This is a genomic window from Acidovorax sp. 59, from assembly GCF_002754175.1.
In the GTDB taxonomy this organism is placed as follows: domain Bacteria; phylum Pseudomonadota; class Gammaproteobacteria; order Burkholderiales; family Burkholderiaceae_C; genus Acidovorax; species Acidovorax delafieldii.
This window is the reverse complement of record NZ_PEET01000001.1, coordinates 644,151-668,492: the sequence shown is the minus strand read 5'-3', so window position 1 is coordinate 668,492 and position 24,342 is coordinate 644,151. Positions and strand designations below refer to the sequence as shown.

23 protein-coding genes are annotated in these 24,342 nt (G+C 66.0%); 3 read left to right on the top strand and 20 right to left on the bottom strand.

Annotated features, from left to right (window positions below; all coding sequences use genetic code 11):
* Positions 1-51 precede the first annotated feature (51 nt).
* The 8 genes from CLU87_RS03115 to CLU87_RS03080 form a co-directional block, all read right to left on the bottom strand.
* Positions 52-285, bottom strand: a complete 234-nt coding sequence (locus CLU87_RS03115; protein ID WP_099729467.1) for a hypothetical protein — start codon at positions 283-285, stop codon at positions 52-54.
* 11 nt (positions 286-296) lie between these two features.
* Entirely contained in the window at positions 297-710 is a 414-nt protein-coding gene (locus tag CLU87_RS03110) for a GFA family protein (protein ID WP_233193693.1), read from the bottom strand.
* Positions 707-1,180 (bottom strand): RidA family protein, encoded by a 474-nt coding sequence (locus CLU87_RS03105; RefSeq protein WP_199170872.1) that lies wholly within the window; start codon positions 1,178-1,180, stop codon positions 707-709. The genes CLU87_RS03110 and CLU87_RS03105 overlap by 4 nt, the downstream gene beginning before the upstream one ends.
* 41 nt (positions 1,181-1,221) lie before the next feature.
* A complete protein-coding gene (locus CLU87_RS03100; RefSeq protein ID WP_099729464.1) occupies positions 1,222-2,313 on the bottom strand; it encodes a M48 family metalloprotease in 1,092 nt (363 codons plus the stop codon).
* A 19-nt stretch (positions 2,314-2,332) separates the two neighbouring features.
* Complete coding sequence (locus tag CLU87_RS03095) at positions 2,333-2,926, bottom strand: LemA family protein (RefSeq protein ID WP_056060837.1); 594 nt, start codon at positions 2,924-2,926, stop codon at positions 2,333-2,335.
* A gap of 114 nt (positions 2,927-3,040) precedes the next feature.
* On the bottom strand, positions 3,041-3,463 hold the full coding sequence (locus CLU87_RS03090; protein ID WP_056060835.1) for a group II truncated hemoglobin: 423 nt from the start codon (positions 3,461-3,463) through the stop codon (positions 3,041-3,043).
* Positions 3,464-3,587: 124 nt separating this feature from the next.
* Positions 3,588-5,777 carry a cyclic nucleotide-binding domain-containing protein gene (locus tag CLU87_RS03085; RefSeq protein WP_099729463.1) on the bottom strand — a complete coding sequence of 730 codons (2,190 nt, stop codon included), beginning with the start codon at positions 5,775-5,777 and terminating at the stop codon, positions 3,588-3,590.
* Positions 5,778-5,811: 34 nt separating this feature from the next.
* Entirely contained in the window at positions 5,812-6,696 is an 885-nt protein-coding gene (locus CLU87_RS03080; protein WP_056747416.1) for a neutral zinc metallopeptidase, read from the bottom strand.
* A 112-nt stretch (positions 6,697-6,808) separates the two neighbouring features.
* Between CLU87_RS03080 and pcp the strand changes: the two genes are divergently transcribed.
* The 3 genes from pcp to CLU87_RS03065 all read left to right on the top strand — a co-directional run bounded on the left by pcp (position 6,809) and on the right by CLU87_RS03065 (position 10,290).
* Positions 6,809-7,483: a pyroglutamyl-peptidase I gene (gene pcp / locus CLU87_RS03075; protein ID WP_099729462.1), complete on the top strand. Its 675-nt coding sequence runs from the start codon at positions 6,809-6,811 to the stop codon at positions 7,481-7,483.
* 120 nt (positions 7,484-7,603) lie between these two features.
* Positions 7,604-8,593 carry a delta(1)-pyrroline-2-carboxylate reductase family protein gene (locus CLU87_RS03070; RefSeq protein ID WP_099729461.1) on the top strand — a complete coding sequence of 330 codons (990 nt, stop codon included), beginning with the start codon at positions 7,604-7,606 and terminating at the stop codon, positions 8,591-8,593.
* Positions 8,590-10,290: a diguanylate cyclase gene (locus tag CLU87_RS03065; RefSeq protein ID WP_099732015.1), complete on the top strand. Its 1,701-nt coding sequence runs from the start codon at positions 8,590-8,592 to the stop codon at positions 10,288-10,290. Before CLU87_RS03070 ends, CLU87_RS03065 begins: the two co-directional genes overlap by 4 nt.
* On the opposite strand, the gene CLU87_RS03060 is transcribed toward CLU87_RS03065, so the two are convergent.
* The 12 genes from CLU87_RS03060 to CLU87_RS03000 form a co-directional block, all read right to left on the bottom strand.
* A complete protein-coding gene (locus CLU87_RS03060; protein WP_199170783.1) occupies positions 10,242-10,718 on the bottom strand; it encodes a hypothetical protein in 477 nt (158 codons plus the stop codon). The genes CLU87_RS03065 and CLU87_RS03060 overlap by 49 nt on opposite strands.
* A gap of 136 nt (positions 10,719-10,854) precedes the next feature.
* Positions 10,855-11,427, bottom strand: coding sequence for a dCTP deaminase (gene dcd / locus CLU87_RS03055; protein ID WP_015012892.1), 573 nt, complete (start codon positions 11,425-11,427; stop codon positions 10,855-10,857).
* A gap of 80 nt (positions 11,428-11,507) precedes the next feature.
* Positions 11,508-12,806, bottom strand: coding sequence for a guanine deaminase (gene guaD / locus CLU87_RS03050; protein WP_099729460.1), 1,299 nt, complete (start codon positions 12,804-12,806; stop codon positions 11,508-11,510).
* A gap of 112 nt (positions 12,807-12,918) precedes the next feature.
* Positions 12,919-14,019, bottom strand: a complete 1,101-nt coding sequence (locus tag CLU87_RS03045) for a BMP family ABC transporter substrate-binding protein (RefSeq protein WP_099729459.1) — start codon at positions 14,017-14,019, stop codon at positions 12,919-12,921.
* 177 nt (positions 14,020-14,196) lie between these two features.
* The gene (locus CLU87_RS03040) at positions 14,197-15,771 is read right to left on the bottom strand and encodes a methyl-accepting chemotaxis protein (RefSeq protein WP_099729458.1); all 1,575 of its coding nucleotides are present in this window, start codon (positions 15,769-15,771) and stop codon (positions 14,197-14,199) included.
* Between the two features lie 217 nt (positions 15,772-15,988).
* Positions 15,989-17,041 (bottom strand): adenosine deaminase, encoded by a 1,053-nt coding sequence (locus CLU87_RS03035; protein WP_056060809.1) that lies wholly within the window; start codon positions 17,039-17,041, stop codon positions 15,989-15,991.
* A complete protein-coding gene (locus CLU87_RS03030) occupies positions 17,041-18,024 on the bottom strand; it encodes an aromatic ring-hydroxylating dioxygenase subunit alpha (RefSeq protein WP_099729457.1) in 984 nt (327 codons plus the stop codon). Before CLU87_RS03030 ends, CLU87_RS03035 begins: the two co-directional genes overlap by 1 nt.
* Positions 18,025-18,411: 387 nt before the next feature.
* Positions 18,412-19,578 (bottom strand): BMP family ABC transporter substrate-binding protein, encoded by a 1,167-nt coding sequence (locus CLU87_RS03020; protein ID WP_099729456.1) that lies wholly within the window; start codon positions 19,576-19,578, stop codon positions 18,412-18,414.
* 109 nt (positions 19,579-19,687) lie between these two features.
* A complete protein-coding gene (locus CLU87_RS03015; protein ID WP_056060799.1) occupies positions 19,688-20,608 on the bottom strand; it encodes an ABC transporter permease in 921 nt (306 codons plus the stop codon).
* The gene (locus CLU87_RS03010; RefSeq protein ID WP_099729455.1) at positions 20,608-21,681 is read right to left on the bottom strand and encodes an ABC transporter permease; all 1,074 of its coding nucleotides are present in this window, start codon (positions 21,679-21,681) and stop codon (positions 20,608-20,610) included. The genes CLU87_RS03015 and CLU87_RS03010 overlap by 1 nt, the downstream gene beginning before the upstream one ends.
* Positions 21,674-23,260 carry an ABC transporter ATP-binding protein gene (locus CLU87_RS03005; RefSeq protein ID WP_099729454.1) on the bottom strand — a complete coding sequence of 529 codons (1,587 nt, stop codon included), beginning with the start codon at positions 23,258-23,260 and terminating at the stop codon, positions 21,674-21,676. The genes CLU87_RS03010 and CLU87_RS03005 overlap by 8 nt, the downstream gene beginning before the upstream one ends.
* 79 nt (positions 23,261-23,339) lie before the next feature.
* Positions 23,340-24,272, bottom strand: a complete 933-nt coding sequence (locus tag CLU87_RS03000; protein ID WP_099729453.1) for a LysR family transcriptional regulator — start codon at positions 24,270-24,272, stop codon at positions 23,340-23,342.
* Positions 24,273-24,342 lie beyond the last annotated feature (70 nt).

Here is a 24,342-nt window from a genome sequence, read left to right as displayed (position 1 = left end):
GTGGCCGCAACACTTGTGCCTCGTGTTGCGACCAGTGCGCCTTGCAGCGACTCAATCGATACGGTACACGTCGCCGTTGTGCGGCGAGGCGCTTTCGTGGAACAGGTCTTCCAGAAACTGTGCCAGCTCATGCTCTTCGACAAAGTCGGGGATCACAAAGCCCGACGGCAAGCGCTTGCCATCTGCGCCCACTCGGTAGGCCTGCCACAGCGCACCTTCGCGGCGCACTTCGACGATGCGGCCGAAAACATTAAAACGGGGGTAAGAGTTCAACGGTGCTGCCATGGGGTACCGATCTATCCTTCGGCCTCTTGCCGAAAACCATCACAGATCACTACCCATGCGGCTTTGGAGGCCACGTGGATGTGCTTTTGGGGAGGGGCCTCGTAGGCGGTGTCCAAGGTACCCAGCGGCACGGCCACCCACTCGGTATAGGGACCTTCGCTGTGCCACAGCAAGGGCGAGCCACACACCGAGCAAAACGTGCGCGTGACCGGGGGCGAAGACCGGTAGGTGCGCGTCAGCCCTTGCCCAGACACGAAGCGATGGTACACACGCAACACGCTGCCATAGCTGCCAAACGCCGCACCATGCGCCTTGCGGCACATCGAGCAGCGGCAGTGCGATGCACCCTGCAATGGCGCCGTGGTTTCGTAACGCACGCCACCACACAGGCAACTGCCTCGGTGCACAGCAGCAGGCGTCGTCATGGCGCCACCGACGCGATCAAGTCCACCTCCACCGTCGCGTTCTTGGGCAGCTGTAGCACACCCACCGAGGTGCGGGTGTGGGCACCAGCCTCGCCCAGCACGGCAAACAGCACCTCGGAGGCACCGTCGGCCACCTCGCTTTGCTGCGTGAAGGCAGGCGCCGACTGCACGTACACGGTGATGCGCAAAATGGATTGCACGGCATCGAGCGAACCCAGCGAGCGCTGCAGCAAGGCCAGCGCCCGCATCACACACACCTTCGCTGCTTTTTGCGCATCGGCCAGCGTGGCGACCGCCCCGGCAGCGCCCGTGACCACCACGGTATCGCCCACGCGCGGGATCTGCCCGCTCAGGTAGATGTGGTGGCCGTCCCGCACGAGCGGGACGTAGTTGCCACCAATCTTGATCTCGCCATCAAAGCAGTAGCCCAGTACCTGGGCTTGTTCCTGAAATCTCGCGTCGCGTGACATGGACATGGGTCTCCTGAAAAAACTGCAGCCTTCGCAGCGGGCTACATGAAGCGCGCAAAAGGGTCTACCAGCGAGGCGATCGACACGGTGACGGGCGCCCCACCCTCGTCACGCCGCGCCGATTCATGCCCTGCGTGCACGGGCACGGCGGGCAAAGGCTGCATGCGGCGGCCATACACGCGCTGCACGCGGTCGTCGAGCGTGGGGTGGGTATCCAGCCAGCGCTCCATGCGACTGCGGCCGGGTACGTCCACCAGCAGCATGTGCTGCACGGCCGGGTGGGCCAGGCCGGTGTGGACGGGGTTCTCGGCATACCCGGCCGGGGTGTCGCGGCGCTGGGCCATGACCTTGCGCAGTACGCCACCCAGGCCATCGCGGCTGCGGGTCCATTGCACCGCGCGTGCATCGGCCAGGTATTCGCGCTGGCGCGATACGGCGGCCTTGAGCATGCGGCCGGTGAGCCAGCCGGCAAAGCCCGCCACCATGATGGCCGACCCGAACCACCAGGCCAGGCCCCGGCGCTCGCGCATCGTGTCGCCAAAGTTGTAGACCAGCTCCAGCCCGAACACCATGCCCGCCAGGCGCATCTTCAGGCGCGTGTCGCCCTCGTGCAGATGGCTCAACTCGTGCGCCACCATGCCCTGCATCTCTTCGCGGGTGAGGTAGTCCAGGGCGCCCTGCGTCACGGCAATGACGGCATCGCTCTCGTCCCACCCGGCAGCGAACGCATTGATGGCATCGGTGCGCGGCATGACCATGATCTGCGGGCGCGGCATGTGCGCGGCAATGCACAGCTCGTCCACGATGTTGGACAGCCGCTGCTCGGCGTGCGACAGCGACGGGCGCAACTCGCGCGCGCCCACACGCTGCGCCAGCTTGACACCGCCTGCGCGCAAGTTGGACGTCTCCACCCACCAGCCGCCCAGCACCAGCATCAGCGAGACCCCCACATTGGCGGCCAGAAAACCTTGTGGAAAGGGCAAGTGCACGGGCAGCACCGCCACCATCAGCCACCAGGCCAACGCCAGGGCAGCGTGCACAGCCGCTACCAGAACGACCACAGCGAAGGCAAAACCCAGCAGCAAGCGACGCGTCTCGCTGCGCGCGTTGTGCTGGTGATCCCAGAACTTCATGCGAATGGAAGCGGAAGGGTCAGAACTTCACCCGGGGCGCGGCGCGCTCTTCATCGGACTGCGTGGATGCCAGCATGGGCGCGGGCGCAAAACCCAGCAGGCGCGCGACGATGAGGTCCGGGAACTGCGCCGCCGCGTCGTTGAACTCCAGCGCCTGGTCGTTGTAGGCCTGACGTGCAAACCCCAGGCGGTTTTCGGTGCTGGTGATCTCTTCGGACAGCGACTGCATGGAGGCGTCGGCCTTGAGTTCAGGGTAACTCTCGGCCACCACCATCAGGCGGCCCAAGCTGCCGCCGAGTACACCCTCTGCCGCCGCCAGCGCGCCCATGGCGCTGGCGCTTTGCGGTGCGGCACGCACCGCCGCAGCCGCGCCCTGCGCCTGGCTGCGGGCCTTGATCACGGCTTCCAGCGTGGCGGCCTCGTGCGCCAGATAGCCACGCGCCACCTCTACCAGGTTGGGGATCAGGTCATAACGGCGCTTGAGCTGCACGTCGATCTGGCCAAACGCGTTGGCAATGCGGTTGCGCAACTGCACCAGCCGGTTATAGACCGCCACAGCCCACAAGCCCAACGCGACCAGCACAACGACCACGACCCATGCGGTTGCCGACATACCCCACCTCCTGTATTTGTTGGAGGGAGCATCTTAGAGCCTGTGGAGGCGGCCCCCAGGAAACATACCAGGGCGCCATTCAACGGCGCAAACGGGCACCACCTCGCGGGCGGGCTACACCCCTTTGTTGCGCATCCAGTCCGCCGTGCCCATGAAGCTTTCCTTCAGCCGCACGCGCAGGTCGGAGGGCACGCCGGTCTCGCCCATGGCCTGGTCCATGCAGGCCACCCATTGGTCGCGCTCCTTGATGCCGATGGCAAACGGCATGTGGCGCGCGCGCAGGCGCGGATGGCCAAACTGGTCGGTGTAGTACGACGGCCCACCCAGCCATCCGCACAGAAACATGAACAGCTTTTGCCGCGCCTGGCCGAGGTCGCTGCCATGGGCGGCACGCAGCTCGGTGTAGCCGGGCTCCAGGTCCATCAGGTCATAGAAGCGCTCGGTCAAGGCGCGCACGCGTTCTTCGCCGCCGATCCATTCAAAAGGGGTGGTGGCCACGGGGGCATCTGCGGCGGAGGACGAGGGGGTGGATTCCATGGGGTTGGCAAGGAGAGGTTGCCAGACGGTGTCGGGAAGCCTTTGATTATAGAAATCAAGGGCCTTTCATTCGCCTTGTGGGACCTTGGGACAGCCGCACTCCGACACCCGATGCCCTGCCCTGCTACTCCAGCACCGCCCGCAGTTGCCGCGTGGTCACCGCCAAACGCCGGGCGCCGATCTGGGCCAGGTTGTTCATCACCGTGAGGGCCGCCTCGGGGTATTGCCTTGCCCAGGCATCAAAATGCGCGCGCGACAAACGCACCAGATGCGCCGGGCCACGTTCCGCGCCCGCGCAGGCACTGCGGGCCGCACCATTGAGGAAGGCCATTTCGCCAAACGCCATGCCCGGACCGACGGTGGCCAGGCGCAAGCCCTTGTCGGGCGGCCATTGGGTGACCAGCGTGATGTGGCCGGACTTGACCACGAGGAGGTCATGGTCCGTATCCCCCGCATGGAACACTACGCCGTGGGGCGGGACGGCCTGGGACACCAGCAGCGCCTGCAAGGCCTCGGCAGCGGCCTTGGGCACGCCCTCGCCCACCTCCCCCAGCATATCGCGCTCGGGGTGCGCGGGGCGTTGCTCGATGGGCCGCTGCGACAGGATACCCACCTCGGCCCATTCCAGCGCCCGGTCCAGGTCGGCAAAGGCGCGCACATGCTCCCCCGCATGCTCGGCGGCCATGGGGTCCAGGGCTGCCACGGCCGCGGCGATGCCCTGCTGGTCCAGATCGCGCACCAGCGCCCGCAGTTGGGCCATTGCCGTGCTGTCCCACGCGGGCACGCGGCCCGCGTCCAGAATGACCCAGCGATGGCGCGGCAGCAGCAGCATGCGCACCTGCTCGGCCAGGTGGGCAGCCACGCCAAAAGACATCACGCCTTGCAGTTCAAACACCGCCACCTGGTTCATGCGCGGCGTCAGCCAGCTGTCCGACCCGGCACGGCGCAAGCGCCGCGAGCGCAGCTCGCCATCCAGACGCACATGGCGCAGCACCGTGGCGGCAGAGTCGTGCAGCAGCACAAACGTGGCGACGACCAGGCCAGCCACCAGCGCCCCCACGCCCCCCATCACGGCAAACACCAGCGCCACCAGCCAGCTTTGCGCCCAGGTCACCCGGGACCGGCGGGCATAGCCCAGCGACCACATCAGGCCCGGCACCTGCATCAGCCCCGCCAGCACCAGCCCCCCGGCAAGACAGGCCATGGGCACCCAGTGCAGCCACCACGCCCCGGTGACCGCCACACCCAGCATGATGGCGGCGTGCCAGCGCGGGGCATCGCGCGAGGCCCCCGCCTGCGCCAGCACAATGCGCGAACGCGACGCGCTGGTGGACGCGGGAATCATGCCCACCAGCCCACACAGCGCACCCAGCAAACTCTCGCGGCGCAGCGCCAGGTTGGCATTGCCACGCAGGCCATGGTCCAGCTCCAGCTCCTGGTTGAATACCAGAATCTCCAGGCTGTTGACCAGCGCCATCAGCACCGCCAGCACCACCAGAGCGGAGCCCTGCTGCCGGGCCAGGGCCATCCAGGGGATGCCCGTCCAGTCGGGCAGCATGGGCCAAGCAAACACGCTGGGCGGCACGGCCGGCACAAACACACTGCCCAGCCCCACACCCCATACCCCCGCCAGCGCCACGGCCAGTGCCACCAGGGCCACGGCCGACAGCAGCCCTGGCATGCGGGGCCAGCGCCGGCGCAGCCCCCAGGCCAACCCCACCACGGCCAGCGCAGCCAGCAAGTGCCAGCCGGTGCGTGCGTCCCACAGCGCATCGCCCCCCGCGCCAAAGCCATTGCGCACCTGTCCCACCACCATCGACAAGCCCACACCGGCTGCAAACCCGTGGGTGACCGAGATGGGAAGAAACCGCGCCACCGACGCCAGCCGCAACACCCCCAGCAGCCACTGGAACACAAAGGCCAAAGCCACCGTGGCACCGCTGACCGCCAGCACCTGGCGCGCGCTCAGGCCCAGGCTCGGGGCCGCACCGTGGGCAGTCGCCAGCACGGCGGCAAACAGCAGGGCCACCACCGTGGTCGGTGCATACACCACCCCGGCACGGGGTGTCGCCAGGGTCAGCAGCAGGCCGGGCAATGCAGCCGACCACAAAGCCAGCGCGGCCAGCGAATGTTCGCCCGCCAGCGGCGCAAATGCCAGCAGCCCCAGCCCCACGGCGTGGGGCACGGTGACCGCTGCCGCAGACCACGCCGCCGCTGCGCCCGAGGGCTGCGGCGCCGACGGCCCGACCTCAGCCCCCGCCGAAGGCCCGGCACGGCGATGCAGCGAGGCAGTCACGGGTGCGGTCGGCGGCATGGAGAAGGTCTAATAATCCCTGGGCATTGCGCGCCTACAGGCTGCGCGCCGCAAAGGTGTCGCAGGTCTTGACACTGCCACTTTGCAGGCCGCTGTTGAACCATCGCTGCCGCTGGGCGCTCGTGCCATGCGTGAAGCTCTCGGGCACCACCGCGCCGCCATTGGCCCGCTGCAGCGCATCGTCACCAATCTTGGCGGCGGCGTTCATGGCTTCTTCCACATCGCCCTGCTCCAGGATCTGACGGGACTTCTGGGCGTGGTGGGCCCACACCCCCGCAAAGCAGTCGGCCTGCAGCTCCAGCCGCACCGACAGCGCGTTGTATTCCACCTTGCTCACACGGCCCCGCATCTGGTCCACCTTGGCGCTGATGCCCAGCTGGTTCTGCACGTGGTGGCCCACCTCATGGGCAATCACGTAGGCCTGGGCAAAGTCGCCCGGGGCACCCAGCCGGGTCTTGAGAGTCTCGTAGAAACCCAGGTCGATGTAGACCTTCTGGTCAGCGGGGCAGTAAAACGGCCCCATGGCTGCCTGTCCCGTACCACATGCGGTGGGCGTAGCGCCCCGGAACAACACCAGCCGCGGGTCCTGGTAGCGCCCGCCGCCCTGGCGGAACACCTCGCCCCACACGTCCTCCGTGTCGGCAAGCACCGTGGACACAAAACGTGCCATGGTGTCATCGGCTGGTGGGCGGTGGGCCGGAGCATGGGGTTGCGTCTGCACCTGGGGCGCTGGGCCGCCGCCGCTGAGCAGCCCCAGGATGGTCAAGGGGTTGATGCCCAGCACCCAGCCCCCCACCAGCGCGATCACGATGGTGCCAATGCCGATGCTGCGCCCACCAAACACCGGCGATCCACCGCCGCCGCCCTCGTCACGGCGGTCTTCCACGTTGTCGGACTCGCGATTGCCTTCCCATTTCATTGCGTCTCTCCAGCGCCCTCCAGGTGGGGCGGCCAAGACTGCATGTTACGCGCGGGGCCGCCCTGGCGCGGACGATTTACGATGTGTTCCACCCCGCTTTTGCCTGCCTTTCATGACATCTGCCGCACACCATGGCGCGCCCCATGCCGGGCCAACCATTCTTCTGACCGGTTTTGATCCGTTTGGTGGTGGCGCGCACAACCCCAGCTGGCTCATTGCGCAAGCGCTGCACGGGCAGCGCATCGCAGGACACCAGGTGGTGGCCGCGCAATTGCCCACGGTGTTCGGGCAGTCGTTGCAGCGGCTGCAGTCGCTGTTGCTAGAACACCGGCCCACCGTCACGCTGTGCCTGGGCCTGGCAGGTGGTCGGGCAGCGCTGTCCATCGAGCGCATCGGCATCAACATCAACGATGCGCGCATTCCAGACAACGGTGGCGCACAGCCCATAGACACCCCGGTGCAGCCCGGCGGACCTGCCGCCTACTTCGCCAGCCTGCCCATCAAGGCCATGCTGCGCGCCGTGCAACGCGCAGGCGTGCCCTGCGAGGTGTCGCAAACCGCTGGCACCTTTGTCTGCAATCATGTGCTGTACGGCCTGATGCATCTGCTGGCACAAGGCATAGGCCCAGAGGGCGCACGGGGCGGTTTTGTGCATGTGCCCTGGCTCAGTGGCCAGGGGGACCCCCATCTGCCCCTTCGCGACATGGTGCGCGGCATGCATGCCGCCCTGTGGGCTGCGGTGCTGACGCCGCAGGACATCGCGCTGCAGGCGGGGGCCACGCATTGATGGGCATGGCAGCCATGGCGAACCTGCCCCCCGCCCAGCACACGCTGGGCTACCTTGGGCACTGCACAGGTGAGGGCTTCTCCGCTCCCACTAGAGCGGCATGCTGTGTACAGTCCGCCTATGCTTTTTGCCCCCTCTTCAGCCCCCTCGGGCGTGCTGGATGCCGCAGCCACCGCTGCGCGGTTGCCCTGGTCCGATCTGGCTGACGAAATAGCGGCCTTGCTGAAGGACCCAACAGTCGTGGTGCCGCAACGCGCCGTGCTGCCGCTGGCGCAAGGCGGCAGCTTGTTTGTGATGCCCGCCACGGATCAATCGGTGGCCATGACCAAGCTCATCACCTTCACCCCGGGCAACGCGGGCACAGGACGCCCGTCGATCCAGGGCGATGTGGTGGTGTTTGACATCGCCACGGGCGAGCGTCGGCTGGTGCTGGACGGGCCCACTGTCACCGCACGGCGTACCGCCGCGGTCTCTCTGCTGGCCGCCCGGCATCTGGCGCAGGTGCCGCAGGGCCCTTTGCTCATCGTCGGCGCAGGGGTGCAGGGCCTGGCACATGCCGAGGCATTCATCCACGGCCTGGGCGTGCGCGAGGTGTGGATTGCCTCGCGCAGCAGCGCCAGCGCCCAGGCCCTGGCAGCGCAGGTGCGCGGACTGGGCGTCCACGTGCGGGTGGTGGCCGATGCCGATGCCGCCGTGCCCCACTGCCCGCTGATAGCGACCTGCACCACGGCCAGCGCACTGGTGCTGAGCGCCCCGCCCCGGCCCGACGCATTTTTGGCGGCCGTGGGCGCTTTCACGCCCGCCATGGCAGAGCTGGCCCCAGCCCTTTGCCAGCATGTGGCGCGGCACGGACGCATCCTGGTGGACACCAGCGATGCACTCCATGAGGCAGGTGACCTGCTGCAGGCAGGCCTGGATGTGGCGGCGCTGCCGACGCTGGGTGAGATGGTCCGGAGCCTCGGTGCCGCAGCCCCTGAGCGGCGTTCGGGCCCGGTGCTGTTCAAGAGTTGCGGCTGGGCCGGCTGGGACTTGGCAGCAGCCCGGCTGGCCCTGCGCCGCGCCAGCCCGGCACCGGCCGCGACGGCACACTGGGCAGACCCTTCCGCATGATGCTCATCACACGTTTTTCAGGCCACAGCCTGCGCATGCAGATCGCGCTGGTGTTTGGCACGCTGGTCGTGACCCTGTCAGTACTGCTGTCGCTGGGGTTTGGCGAGTTGCTCAAGCACCGCATTCAGCGCGATGCAGGCAGTTCCTTGCAGGTGGTCGCCGAAAACGCAGGCAAGCTTCTGGCCCTGGGCCTCATGCAGCGCAGCCTGGAGGCCGAGGTGATGGCCAGTGCCGAAGTGGTGTGGTCCAAGGGGCTCGACTCTGCCGAGGCCCAGCACATGCTGGCCCGCAGCCAGGCCATGCAGCCCACCAACCTCTGGATCGGTGTGGCCGATGCGCAAGGCGTGGTGCGCAATGCCACACGCGGCCTGCTGGTGGGCCAGAGCGTGGCCCAGCGGCCCTGGTTTCAACACGGACTCGAAGGGGTGCATGTAGGCGACGTCCACCCCGCCAAGCTGCTGGAGTCCCTGCTGCCCCCCACCGCCACCGGCGAACCGCACCGGTTTGTGGACTTTGCAGCGCCCATACGCATCGGCCCCACCACGGTGGGCGTGCTGGGCATCCACGGCAGCTGGCAGTGGACACGCGAGGTACTGGAGAGCCTGACCCCTGCATCATCCGATGAAAGCGCGCTGGAACTTTTCATCTTTGACCGCGAAGGCCAGCTGATTTTTGCGCCTGGCGGACAGACCGAGGTGATGCGGTCTGCCGGGCAGCGACTGCCCGAGGACATCAGTGTCAACAACAACCGTGATGGCGACCGCACGCAGACCACCGTGGTGCGGTGGAGGGATGGCAAGCGCTACCTGACCGCTGCCACGCAGCTGCAACCGCGCAACGCGGCCAGCGATCTGGGCTGGCGCATCGTTGCACGCCAGCCTGTCGAATTGGCTTTTGCGGAGGCCGACAACACCGTGCAACTGGCACTGGTGATTGGCCTGACGGCCGCGCTGCTGGCATCGGCCCTGGCCTGGCTGGCCGCCCGGCGCCTGAGCGTGGACCTGTATGCACTGGCCGACGCGGCCAGTGCGGTGGAGGCCGGGCTCCCCGGCAGCGACATTCCGACCATGCAAAGCAGCCGCGAAGTACAACAGCTGTCTCAGTCTCTGGGCCGCATGACGCACCGCCTGCTGGCCGCCCGTGAGGCGATGGAAGAAAAAGTGCGCCTGCGCACGCTGGAGCTGGAGGCCGCGAACCGCGCGCTGGACCTGCAGGCGCGCACCGACGCCCTCACCGGGTTGCTGAACCGGCGCGGCTTCGAGACACAAATGGCCTTTGCGGTGGCGCTGGCGCGGCGCAGCAGCCGTCCGCTGAGCCTGATCACCGTGGACGTGGACCATTTCAAGCGGGTGAATGACACCTACGGGCATGAAGCCGGAGACGAGGTTCTGCGGCGACTGGCACGCACGCTGGAGTCCCGCCTGCGTGGCTCTGATGTGGTGGCGCGACTGGGGGGAGAAGAGTTCGTGGCGTTGCTGCCCGACACCGACCTGGAGGGCGCCCAGTCCATTGCGCAGGCCCTTGTCACCGCCATGGCAGAGCAACAGAACCCGGTCGTGGGCACCATCACCGTCAGCGCAGGTGTCGCAACCATGCGCAGCGCAGACGACAACGGCGCCGCCATGCTGCGTCGGGGCGATGCCGCGCTCTACGAGGCCAAGGGCCAGGGACGCAACAGGGTCTGCGTGGAGGCGTGAGGGCTGCCCGATGGCTCGGTGGCGCCGTCCCCCGGTGTCGCAGGCCGTGGCTCCGGGCTTTCGGCTTGCAGCACGGGCGCCTCAAAATACGGCCGCAGCTGGGCCGACAGCTCTTGCAGGCCAGCGTCCGGAGCGCCAGCCGCCAACGCCAATCGCTCCAGGGCATAGGGCCGGTGGCCCAGCATCATCGACATGTTCACGCAGTGGCCGTGTGCTGCCATGCGCAGCACAAAGGCATTGAGCAACTCACAGGGCCAGTAGGTGTGGTGTGCCTGACAGTCGGCGTCGGCGGAATGCGGCGCAGCGTCTGGGCGCCGGGGCGGCGGGATGACAGAAGGCGCAGGGGCTGGAGCGGGATCGGCCAGCGCTGGCGCCAGAGCGCGGATGGGCGCAAAGAACAAGGTTGAGGCGGCAGCGGACATCAGCATGGTGAAACTCCATCAGCCTCCATCTCCCGGGAGGCGTGTCACCGATGCTAGAAAACTTACCGATGCTTGCATTTCAGCCAAGGCGCATGGCGCGTGTAGGACACAACCCCTGCCACCGCCCGCCATGTGCGCGTGGTCAGGCCTTGGGCAGTGTCACGCCCACCTGGCCCTGGTACTTGCCGCCCCGGTCTCGGTAGCTGACCTCGCACACGTCGTCCTTGTCGCTCTCGAAGAACAGCACTTGTGCGCAGCCCTCGCCTGCGTAGATGCGCGCTGGCAGCGGCGTGGTGTTGCTGAACTCCAGCGTCACATAGCCTTCCCACTCGGGCTCGAACGGCGTCACGTTGACGATGATGCCGCAGCGGGCATAGGTGCTCTTGCCCAGGCAGATGGTGAGCACATTGCGCGGGATGCGGAAGTATTCGACCGTGCGGGCCAGCGCGAAGCTGTTGGGCGGGATGATGCAGCTGTCACCCTCGAAATCGACAAAGCTCTTTTCATCGAAGTTCTTCGGGTCCACCACCGTGCTGTGGATGTTGGTGAACACCTTGAATTCGGGCGCACAGCGGATGTCGTAGCCGTAGCTGCTGGTGCCGTAGCTGATGATCTTGCGGCCTTCGACCTCGCGAACCTGGCCGGGCTCGAAGGGCTCGATCATTCCGTGCTCGGCCGCCATGCGGCGGATCCATTTGTCGCTCTTGATGCTCATAGCAGAACTCCCTGCGCTGTGGCCCGCACAGTGGTGGACTGCCGGGCGCTATTAAATACGTAGCTGGTAGCGCATGAATCTCAAGCGCTAGAGCCGTATTTTGCTTGAGAAATCACCGTTTGCTGCACCACACGGTCGTCGCCGAGCACGATCAGCGCAAACAAAAGCTCATCGAGGTTGCGCGCCTGGCGGGTCTTGCGCGCCAAAAGCGGCGTGGCTTCGGGGTTCAGCACCACAAAATCGGCCTCGCAGCCCGGCTGCAGATTGCCGACCACACCCGCCAGGCCCAGCGCCCTGGCCGCGCCCGCCGTGTGTTGCCACCACAGTTGCTGGGGTGACAGACTCAGGCCCTGCTTGGTCTGACCCTCACGCCCCACGTAGTACGCCGCCAGCATGGTGTGAAACGGGCTGAAGCTAGTGCCCCCGCCCACGTCGCTGGCCAGGCCATAGCCAAACCCCACGCGGTCGGCACCGGCATAGTCGAAAAACCCGCTGCCCAGAAAGAGGTTGCTAGTGGGGCTGACCGCCGCCACCGCGCCGGTGTCGCGCATCAGCGCGCGGTCGTCGTCATCGAAGTGGATGCAGTGCGCATACACCGCACGTTCGCGCATCAGGCCAAAGTCGTCGTACACGCCCAGGTAGCTGCGCGCGGCGGGGAACAGCTCGCGCGCCCAGCGGATCTCGTCGCGGTTCTCGGCCACGTGGGACTGGATCCACACATCGGGGTAGCGCGCAGCCAGCTCGCCCGCGCCGCGCAATTGCTCGTGGGTGCTGGTGGGCGCAAAACGCGGGGTGATGGCATACCCCAGGCGGTCCACGCCGTGCCAGCGCCGGATCAGTGCCTCGGTGTCGATGAGGCTCTGCTCGGTGTCGTCGCGCACACCGTCAGGCGAGTGGCGGTCCTGCAGCACCTTGCCGGTGATGAGGCGCATCCGCTGGCGCTGGGCCTCGGTGAACAGGGCCTCCACCGACGCGGGGTGTGAGGTCGAAAACGCCAGGGCTGTGGTCACGCCGTTGCGCAGCAGCTCGGCCACAAAAAATTCGGCCACCTGTGCGCTGTAGCCGGAGTCTACAAACCGGGACTCGTGGGGAAAGGTGTAGTTCTCGAGCCAGGGCAGCAGGCCATCGGCTGGCGAGCCGATCACGTCCGTCTGCGGGAAGTGGATGTGCATGTCCACAAACCCCGGCGCCAGGATGCGCCCCGGCAGATGCACCACAGGCTCCCCGGCAAATTGTGGCGCGAGAGTCTGCCAAGCGCCTGCCGCCAGCACACGCTGGCAGCCCTGAGCGTCAGGGCCAACGGCCAGCAGGCCATCTTCGTCATAGAGGGCGCTGCCGTCGTCGGCAAAACGCAAAAGAGCGGAACGGTAAACAGGCATGGCGCCAAGCTTAGCGGCAGGGGGCGCCGTTTGTATATGCAGCACCCCATAGTGGCTATGGGGTTCGGGGAGCGCCGACCAGTGAAAACGATGGGCGATATGCCCTGCAGGATCAGCGGGACACCTTGCCCACCACGCCTTCCACCAGCCAGTTCATCTGCAATATCTGGGCATCCGGTAGTGCCTGGCCAGCAGCAATGCGCTCCTGCCCTTCGTTGTCGCGCACCGGCACTTTGCCCGCACGGAAGGGCTGGAGCTTGCCCGCGCCCACGGCCTTTTGGGCATTCAGCACCTCCTGCTGGACGGCCGCTGGCACCCGGGTGCCAAAGTCACCGACGCGGATCATGCCCTCGCCCACGCCGCCCCACAGGTTGGCACTTTTCCAGGTGCCGTTTTGCACGGCGCGCACGCGCTCGGTGTAGTAGCTGCCCCACTGGTGCGTCACGGCCACGATCTGCGCGTCCGGGCCCGTCTTGCGCATGTCCGAGTGATAGGCCACTGCCATCTTGCCGCGCTCTTGCGCAGCCGCCATCACGGCGGTGGAGCCGGTGTGAAACGCGATCACATCCACGTCCTGATTGAACAGCGCCATGGCGGCATCCCGCTCCTTGGGCGGGTCGAACCATACGTTGAGCCACACCACCTTGACAGTGGCCTTGGGGTTGACCGAGCGCATGCCCAGCGTGAAGGCGTTGATGCCCTGCAGCACTTCGGGGATGGGAAACCCGGCCACGAACCCTGCCACGCCGGTCTTGCTCATGCGGCCCGCAGCGATGCCCGCCAGGTAACGCCCCTCGTAGTAGCGCGCATTGGCGGCGGCCACATTGGGGGTGGTCTTGTAGCCCGTGATGGACTCGAACTTCACCTGCGGATAGTCCTGCGCCACCTTGAGCGTGGGCTCCATGTAGCCAAAGCTGGGGGTGAAGATGATCTGGTGGCCGGTGGCGGCCAGGTCGCGGATCACGCGTTCGGCATCGGCGCCTTCGGCCACGTTCTCGACAAACGTGGTCTTCACCTGATTGCCCAGCGCGGCCTCGACGGCCTTGCGGCCTTCGTCATGCTGGCGCGTCCAGCCTGCCTCGGTGATGGGCGAGACATAGACAAAACCGGCTTTGACCGGATCGGCCGGACTCCCCTTGGCGGGCGTGGTCTGGGAAAAAGCGGGGGAGAAAAAACAGGCGGCCACGAGCGTGGCAGCGAGGTTTTTGTACATGGTGTTCCTCTACATGGCCCTGATGAAATGGACCGGAAGCACCGCAGGACGACGGTGCCACCGGGAAGGTCAGACTGTGCGAAAACTACATGAAGCGATGTTGCAAAGACTGCCGGAAAAAAGCGCTTTCAAGCACGGGAGGGCGTTGCGGCAGCGCGCAGAGCCCCGTGAGCAATTTCAGTTCAGCCGCAGCGCCTGCGGGCCTGCGCCCAGGCGGAAGGCACCGACGACTTCGGCCAAGCGCGACGCCTGGTCCTTCAAGCTCTCGGCGGCGGCGGTGGACTCTTCCACCAGGGCTGCATTTTGCTGGGTCATCTGGTCCAGCTGGGTCACTGCCACATTCACCTGGCCAATGCCCTGGCTCTGCTCCGACGCGGCTGCGCTGATCTCTCCAATGATGTCGGTCACGCGGCGCACGGAACTCACGATCTCGCCCATGGTGGTGCCGGCGTTCTGCACCAGGGCAGCACCCGACTCAACCTTCTCCACCGACACGCCGATCAGCGTCTTGATTTCCTTGGCCGCCTGGGCCGAGCGCTGGGCCAGCGAGCGCACTTCGCTGGCCACCACGGCAAAGCCACGGCCCTGCTCGCCCGCACGGGCGGCTTCCACGGCGGCGTTGAGGGCCAGGATGTTGGTCTGGAACGCGATGCCGTCGATGGTGCCGATGATGTCGGCAATCTTCTTGCTGCTGGTGTTGATCTCGTCCATGGTGGTCACCACCTGTGCCACCACATCGCCACCGCGCTGGGCCACCTGCGCCGCCGACACGGCCAGCTGGTTGGCCTGCACGGCCGAATCGGCGCTCTGACGCACGGTACTGGTCAGCTCTTCCATCGAGCTGGCGGTCTCCTGCAGGCTGCTGGCTGTCTGCTCGGTGCGCGCGCTCAGGTCCTGGTTGCCAATCGCGATCTGGGTGCTGGCGGTGGAGATGCTGTCCACCACGCCCCGCACTTGCTGCAGCGAACGGTGCAGCGCGCTGCGCATGGCATCCAGCGCGCGCAGCAGGTGGCCGGTTTCGTCATTGGCGTAGCTCGCCTGGGGGGCACCCGTCAGGTCCATGTTGGCGATGGTCTCTGCAATGGCCTCTGCCTTGCGCAGCGGGCGCGTGATGCTGGTGGTCAGCAGCCAGGCCAGCAAGGCGCCCAGCAGCAGCGACACGCCGGTGCAGATCTGCAGCAGCAGAGTGGTCTGGGCACGCAGCTCTTCGCTGCGCTTGCCGGCGGCATCGAGCTCGGCGCGCTGGCCATCCACCATCTGCTGCACACCCGCCAGATAGCTGCGGGAGGTGGGCTCAAACCGCTCGGTGAATACCTTGTTGGCGTTCTCGGCATCGCCCGCCTGCTTGAACTTGCTCACTTCCTCGCGGGCCGCCAGGTAGTCTTTGCGTAGGTCACCCACCTTGGCAAAAAGCTGCTTCTTCTCCGGCGTGTCCATCTTGGATTCGATGAATTTCTGCAGCTCGTTGGTATCGCGGATCGACGCGGCCGTGGCGGGCGCAAAGTAGGGGATCAGGCTCGCGTCGCTGCTCTTGGAGATGGCTGCCGCGCGCTGCACGCCCGATGTGGTGTGGCGCAGCCAGTCCGAGCCAGCGCGCTCGGTCTTGATGTTGTCGTTGACCATGGCGTCGATCTCCCGGCCCAGCTGGCTGAGCTTGACCACGGCCACCACGCTGCTGGCAAAAAACAGCGCCAGGATGAGGCCGAGCACCAGGGTCAGGCGCTTGCCAATGGAGATTTGACTGAGAAACATGGAAGGCTCCAAAAAAGGGGGCAACACGGCACCCGTGCACTCCACAAGGAAGCGCAGGGTAAGGGCCATGGTGGTGGATCACCCCTTGGGCCTGGACCGGACGCAATTCGAACGAATACTTACTATTTTAAGGGTTTACCCAGATCAGGCCCCTGCCGCACTGGCGACAGTCCCCCGAGCGCCATGCCCCAAGCCCACTGCGCGCGCTACCCGAAGCTCAGTAGTCGTGCTCCACGCAACGCTCGAACGCTTCCTTGAGCTTGTGCTCCCACACCCGCTTGTCGGCATTGCCTGCAAAGCTAGCTTCAAAACTGTTGAAAGCCAACTGGTAAGCATGTTTGGCCGTGAGGCCCGTGGCCGCAAACACCTGGGTGAAGTTCTCGTTGATGTAGCCGCCAAAGTAGGCAGGGTCGTCCGAATTCACGGTGGCAGCCAGACCGGCATCAAGCAGCTTGCCGAGGTTGTGGTCTGCAAGGTTGGGGAAGACGCACAGCTTCTGGTTGGACAGCGGGCACACCGTGAGCGCAATGCGGTCTTGCGCCAGGCGCTGCATCAGGGCAGCGTCGTGTACCGCCTGCACGCCATGGTCGATGCGCTCGACCTTGAGCACATCCAGCGCACTCCAGATGTAGGCGGGAGGACCCTCCTCCCCCGCATGGGCCACCAGGTGCAGGCCCAGCTCGCGGCAGCGGGCGAACACGCGGGCAAACTTCTCGGGCGGGTGCCCCAGTTCGCTGGAGTCCAGACCGACACCCACCATCTTGTCGAGCAGCGGCATGGCCTGCTCCAGCGTTTCGAATGCCGACTCCTCGCTCAGGTGGCGCAGGAAGCACAGGATCAGCGTGGCGCTGATTCCGAGTTCAGCGCGGGCATCCTGGCAGGCACGGTGCAGGCCGTTGATGACGGTCTCCATCGCCACGCCGCGTGCGGTATGGGTTTGCGGGTCGAAGAAGAGTTCGGTGTGCAGCACGTTGTCGCGCGCCGCACGACCTAGGTAAGCGCGCGCCATGTCGTAAAAATCCTGCTCATGCAGCAGCACACTCGCACCGGCGTAGTAGATATCCAGAAAACTCTGCAGATTGGTGAATGCATAGGCGCTGCGCAAGGCGTCCACGCTGGCATAGGGCAGCGTCAGACCATTGCGCTGCGCCAGCGCAAAGATCAGCTCGGGCTCCAGCGAGCCCTCGATGTGGATATGCAGCTCGGCCTTGGGCATGGCACGCAGCAGGCTGGGAAGGCGCTCGGCGGAGATGGGGGGGATCTTGAACATCAGCAGACTCCAAAGGTGATGCCACTCTGGCGCAGAAAGCGGCGATACGCAGATGATGCCTTGTCGGCAGCGGTATGCAACTCCGCGCGCAGGTCGAGTGGCAGGCACTGTGGCGTCTGCGACTCCAGCACGGGTTGGTCCTGCGTGAAGATGGTGTGCTGGAAGGCCTGCAGTTTCTCGTCCGGCGATTCGAAATCCGCCACGGCCAGCCGGAACCACACCCGGCTGCGCACCGGCGTCACCGGACAGATAAACAGCGCAATGGACTCGCACCAGCCATCGACCGCCGTGGTGCCCGCCTCGGGCACCTTGGTCAGCAGGGCTGCATAGGGGGCCGTGACTTCGTAGGTGTATTCGACCTGGGCGGCCGCCGTGGAATGCAGGTTGGATTGCGGTTGCCAGGCCTTGCAGCCCGTGGCCAGGAGGCCCGTGGGCGTGGGCTCCACGCGGTAATCGTCGATGGCCGTTGCCTCACGGCTGCCGAGCCAGCCTTCGTGCACAAAGCCGAAATGCGACATGTCCAGAAAGTTCTCGACGATGCGCGGCGCGCTGGCCGCCACGTCGTAGGGACCGCAGTTGAGCTTGCGCAGGCGAGCATCCCCCTCCGCCGCAAACACAGGCAGTCCCTGCTCGCCTGGTGCGATGCGCACCCACACCAGGCCATAGGCCTCCTGCACCTCGAAATGGCGGGCGCAGTGCGTGGCCGGGGGCACAAAGGTGGGTAGTGCAGGCACGTGCGTGCATTGCCCACCGGCCGCAAACTGCCAGCCATGGTAGGGGCACTCCAACTGGCCCTGGGGCGTCACGCGGCCCAGCGACAGGCGGGCGCCCCGGTGCGGGCACTGGTCGGCCAGCGCATGCACGGCGCCCGGGCCATCGCGCCACAACACCACGGGTTGCTCCAGCACCTGCACGGCCAGCGGCGCCTGCGCCGCCACGGCTTCTGACAGTGCCACCGGGTGCCACAACGTAGATTCCACCATCGTCCTTGCTCCTTAGAACCTGTTCAAAGTCTTTTTGGAGATTGCATTGGAGTGCAATCGGGATGAGTGGATGCTTCGGATGCGCCGCGTGGGCTCATGCCCATGCAAGCAGCCGGGGCGTCCAATCGCCCGATTTCACTCCAACCCTTCGGGCAAGTGCCTTGCCGGGCGGTCTGCGGCGTTGCGGCGCTTGCCAATAGCACGGGCTATTGGCTGCGCACCGCGCCTTGCATCCCATCCCGGCAAGGTACTTGTGCGACTCCAAAAAGACTTTGAACAGGTTCTTAATGCTGCAGGCCGCAAACGCGCCTGCAAAACAAAAGGGCCACCCCAGGGCGGCCCTTTGTCACAGCAGCCCGCAAGAGCTGCTGACGCACGCGGTGCGAATTACTTCTTGTCGCCGCCAGGGATCTTGCCTTCCACGCCCTTGACGTAGAAGTTGATGCCGCCCAGGAACTTGTCGTCAGCCACAGCGTCCTTTTCCAGCACGGGCTTGCCGTCCTGACCCACGATGGGGCCCTTCCAGATGCTGAAGCTGCCGTCAGCCAGGCCCTTCTTCACGGCTTCGACCTTGGCCTTGGTGTCAGCAGGCACGTCTTCAGCGATGGAGACGATGTCGATAGCGCCTTCCTTCACGCCCCACCAGCTTTGACCCGACGCCCAGTTGCCGTCCAGCACGTCCTTGGTGGCCTTGACGTAGTACGGGCCCCAGTTGATCACCGCCGATGCCAGGTGGGCCTTGGGGCCGTAGGCGGTCATGTCGCTGTCCCAGCCGAAGGCGCGCTTGCCCTTTTCCTGGGCGGTCTTGAGCACGGCGGGAGAGTCAGTGTTCTGGAACAGGATGTCGGCGCCACCGTTGATCAGGCTGGTCGCGGCTTCGGTTTCCTTCGGTGGGCTGAACCATTCATTCACCCACACCACCTTGGTCTTGATCTTGGGATTGACCGACTGCGCACCCAGCGTGAAGCTGTTGATGTTGCGGATCACCTCAGGGATCGGCACCGAGCCCACCACGCCCAGCGTGTTGGACTTGGTCATGGCGCCAGCGATGATGCCGGCCATATACGCGCCTTCGTAGGTGCGGCTGTCGTAGGTGCGCAGGTTTTCGGCGGTCTTGTAGCCGGTGGCGTGTTCGAACTTCACACCCTTGTTGTCTTCCGCGACCTTGAGCATGGACTCCATGTAGCCGAAGGTGGTGCCGAAGATCAACTTGTTGCCCTGGCCGGCGAGGTCGCGCAGCACGCGCTCTGCGTCAGCAGACTCGGGCACGCTTTCCACAAAGCTCGTCACGACCTTGTCGCCAAATTCCTTCTCGATGGCCTTGCGACCGTTGTCGTGCGCGAACGACCAGCCGCCGTCGCCCACCGGGCCGACATAGGCAAACGCGATCTTCAGTGGCTCGGGCTTGGGTGCCGGAGCTTCTGCGGCAGGGGCCGGTGCAGGCGCAGGGGCCGGTGCCGGTTCTTCCTTCTTGCCACAGCCCACCAGGGCAGCAGCAGCCACAGCGGAGAGCGCTGCCACCTTGAGCAGGGAGCGTTTCTGCAGATCAGTCATGTCGGTTTCCTTATCGAAGAAGTAGGACTTGCAAAGGTTGGGGGACGAAAACAATGATTATGGTGCGATCTACCGCAGGGTAACCAGATTTTCCGGTGGGCTAGCCCTTTCAGGAGCCCGGATAAAACGGTTTGCCCAGCGATGCCGGCATGTTGATGCGGATCCACGCCGGATTGCGCGAGATCAGCGCCAGCACCACGATGGTGGCCACATACGGCAGCATGCTCAGCAACTGACTGGCCACCTGCACGCCCGTGGCCTGCAAATGGAACTGCAGCATGGTCACGCCGCCGAACAGATAAGCACCAAGCAACACCCGTGCCGGGCGCCAGGTGGCAAAGGTGGTGAGCGCCAGGGCAATCCAGCCGCGCCCGGCCACCATGCCCTCGACCCACAGCGGGGTGTAGACAGTGGAGATGTAAGCCCCGGCCAGCCCGCACAGCGCCCCGCCCACCACCACGGCCGCCAGCCGGATGCGCCGCACCGGGTAGCCCAACGCATGGGCTGACTCAGGCGATTCGCCCACCGACCGCAGCACCAGCCCGGCGCGGGAGCGGTACAGAAACCAGATCAACCCCGCCACCAGCAGCATGGTGAGATACACCAGCGGGTGCTGCTGGAACAGCGCTGGCCCGAGGAGCGGCACATCGCCCAGCACGGGAATGGCGTACTTGGGCAGTTCGGGCAGCTTGGCCTGCACATAGCTGATGCCCGCAAACGCGGAGAAGCCCACGCCGAACAGACTGAGCGCAAGCCCCGTGGCGTACTGGTTGGTGTTGAGCCAGATCACCAGCACACCAAAGATGGCGGCCAGCACGGCACCTGCCGCCATGCCTGCCGCAAAGCCCAGCCAGGTGTTGCCCGTGTGCACCACGGTGGCAAAGCCGGCAATGGCGGCGCAGAGCATCATGCCCTCGGCCCCCAGGTTGACGATGCCCGCCTTTTCGTTGATGAGCAGGCCCAGGGCCGCAATGGCCAGCACGGTGCCCGCACTGAGCGTGGCGCCGATGAGCAGTGCATAAGACTCCATCAGACACCTCCTTTCTTGCTGCCGACCCAGCGGATGCGGTAGGCAATCAGCGTGTCACAGGCCAGCAGCGTGAACAGCAGCAGGCCCTGGAACACACCGGTGAGCGACTTGGGCAGGCCCAGGCGCGACTGCGCGAGTTCACCGCCGATGTAGAACATGCTCATGAGGACGGCCGAGAGGATCATGCCCACCGGGTGCAACCGCCCCACAAAGGCCACGATGATGGCCGCGAAGCCGTAGCCCGCAGGCACATAGGGCGTGAGCTGGCCGATGGGCCCTGCCACCTCCAGCGCGCCCGCCAGGCCAGCGGCGCCGCCCGAGATCAGCAGCGCCGTCCACAGCGCGCGGCGCGACGAAAAGCCCGCATAACGCGCCGCCGCCGGTGCCAGCCCGCCCACCTGCTGTGCAAAGCCCGCCCGCGTGCGGAACAGGAACACCCACAAGGCCCCAGCGCCTGCGAGCGCCAGCAGCAACCCGATGGACACGCGCGAGCCCTGCATCAGGCGCGGGATCTGCGTGACCTTCTCGAACGTCTTGGTCTGCGGAAAGTTGTAGCCCATCGGGTCCTTCCACGGGCCATAGACCAGATAGCCCAGCACCAGCGTGGCCACATAAACCAACATCAGACTCACCAGGATTTCGTTGGCGTTGAACTTGTCGCGCAGCAGCGCCGTGAGCCCCGCCCAGGCCATGCCGCCCAGCACCCCGGCGAGCAGGATGGCGGGCACGATCCAGGGGCCCGTGGTCTTGTCGGCCAGCAGCGCCACGCCACCCGCCACCACGGCGCCGATCACAAACTGGCCTTCGGCACCGATGTTCCACACGTTGGAGCGGAAACACACGGCCAGCCCCAGCGCAATCAGCAACAGTGGCGTGGCCTTGACCATGAGCTCGCCAATGGCGTACTGCGTCTTGATCGGCTCCCAGAAGAACACCTGCAGCCCGCGCACCGGGTCTTTGCCCAGCGCAATGAACAAGGCCACACCAATCAGCACCGTGACGGCCAGCGCCAGCAGCGGCGAGCCGTAGGTCCAGAGCTTGGAAGCCTGAGGGCGTGGTTCCAGCTTAAGCATGCTGCACCTCCGCTGCCTTGGCCTGTTGTGCGAGGTGCGCTTGCACATCGGCATGCCACAGCCCGCTCATCCATTCACCAATGCGCTCCACGGTGGCCTCGGCGCGGGGCACCGAGGGCGACAGGTGCCCCTTGGCCACCACATGCAGCCGGTCGCAGATTTCAAACAATTCGTCCAGCTCCTCGCTCACCACCAGCACGGCGCAGCCTGCGTCACGCAGGGCCAGGATGGAGCCCCGGATCTGTGCGGCGGCACCCACGTCCACGCCCCAGGTGGGCTGCGAGACGATGAGCAGCTTGGGGTTGGCGTCAATCTCGCGCCCCACGATGAACTTCTGCAGGTTGCCGCCCGACAGCGACTTGGCCGCTGCGTTGGGTCCACCCGCCTTCACATTGAAGCGTCGGATGATGTCCTCGGCATGTTTTTGCAGCGCACCCACCTTGATCCAGCCACTGCCGCCGACCGAATTGGTGCGGGTGAGCAGCAGGTTGTGCGCCAGCCCCATGGTGGGCACGGCGCCCCGGCCCAGGCGCTCTTCGGGCACAAAATGCAGGCCCAGCGCCCGGCGCTGGCCGGGACCCATGCGGCCCGCGTTCTGGCCAGACACCTGGATGCAGGCCGCGTCAGCCCGCTGGTCTTCGCCCGACAGCGCGTAGAGCAGCTCTTTTTGCCCGTTGCCCGACACTCCGGCAACGCCCACCACCTCGCCCGCCTTGACCTCGAACTGCAGGTCGATCAAGTCCACGCCGAACTGGTCGGCGCGCGGCAGCGACAAGCCCTGCACGCGCAGCACCGTGGCGCCGGTCTGCACCGGGCGGTGTTCCAGCGCCGGCGGCTCGGCGCCGATCATCAGCCGCGACAGGGATGCATTGGATTCCTCGGCCGGGTTGCACACGCCCGTCACCTTGCCGCCACGCAGCACGGTGCAGGCAGTGCACAGCGCGCGGATTTCGTGCAGCTTGTGGCTGATGTAGAGGATGCTGCAACCCTCGCTGGCCAGCTTGCGCAGCACCACAAAAAGCTTTTCGACCGCCTGGGGCGTGAGCACCGAAGTGGGCTCGTCCAGGATCAGCACCTTGGGATTGGTGAGCAGCGCGCGGATGATTTCCACCCGCTGCATTTCGCCCACGCTCAACGTGTGCACGGGGCGCAGGGGGTCGAGGTCAAGGCCGTATTCGGCGGCCTTGGCGGTGATGCGGCCGGTCACTTCGGCCAGCGTCAGGCTCTTGTCCAGGCCCAGCCACACGTTCTCGGCCACCGTGAGGGTGTCGAACAGGCTGAAATGCTGGAACACCATGGCAATGCCCAGGGCCCGCGCTTCTTGCGGGTTGCGCACCTGCACAGCCTGGCCGTTGAAGAACACGCTGCCTTCATCGGGCTTGACCGAGCCGTAGATGATCTTCATCAGCGTGGACTTGCCCGCGCCGTTTTCGCCCAGCACGGCGTGGATTTCACCCGGCAGCACCGTGAGCGACACGCCGCTGTTGGCCACCACGGCCGGGTAGCGCTTGGTGATGCCCACCAGCTGCAGCCGTGGCGGCGCCGCACCAGGCGCTGAAGGATTGGGGGGAGAACTCATGCGGGGATTGTCTCTCAGTTTTACAACGTGTTATAAGAATGAAAATACCTCATGGCGCTTGTTCAGCATGCTCAAGCAGCTATTCTTTTCGTAGCGAAGCAGCCACAGTTTTCACGCAATCTCGCAGCCAGGCGGCCGCCGCCGAGTGGTGCGTGCGGGCATGCCACAACTGGTAATACATGAGCCGGGGGAAGGGCACCGGGCACGGCAGGATGGCCAGCGGCAGCTGGTCCACATACCGCTCGCAGTACTGGCGGCCCGTGGTCAGCACAAGCAAGCTCGATGCCACGATACTGGGAATGAGGCTGAAATGCGCACAGCGCGCCGTGATGTGGCGCTGCATGCCCAGGCTGTCCAGGTGGGCGTCGATCACGCCGCGTGCGCCGGGGTGGGTGGGCGTGGGGGCGATGTGCTCGGCGGCCAGCCAGCTCTCCACATCCCAGCCGCGCCGCACGGCAGGGTGGTCCTTGCCGACCAGGCACACCACCTCGTCGCCAAACAGGCGGCCCATGTGCAGGTCGTCCGGGGGCTGGGGCCAGTTGCCGATCACCACATCGACCTCACCCTGCGCCAGGTGTGCGTGGTAGTGCGTGTCGGCCGACAGGGGCAGGATTTCGATCGGGCACAGGGGCGCCTCGACCTTGATGCGGGCCACGAGCTGGGGCAGAAACAGCGGGTCGAGGTAGTCGCTGGCCGCCACGCGGAAGGTGCGGGTGGCCGTGCGCGGATCAAACCCGCGCGCGTCCGAAAACAGTGCCTCGGCCGCCCGCAAAATGGCGCCTGCAGGCTCCACCATGCGCAGTGCGGCGTCGGTGGGCATCATGCTGGCGCCGGAGCGCACCAGCAGCGGGTCGCCCGACAGGTCGCGCAGCCTTTTCAACGCAGCCGACACCGCCGGCTGGTGCATGCCCAGGCGGACGGCGGCCCTCGATACGCTGCGTTCTGTGAGCACGGTGTGCAAGACCCTTATGAGATGGAGGTCTATCTTGTCGAAAAGGGCGTGGTCTCTCATAGCGGTGGGGGCATGGGTGCCATAAGCTTGCGCATATGCCGGTAACGGTACTGCGTTCTACCCTCTGCTG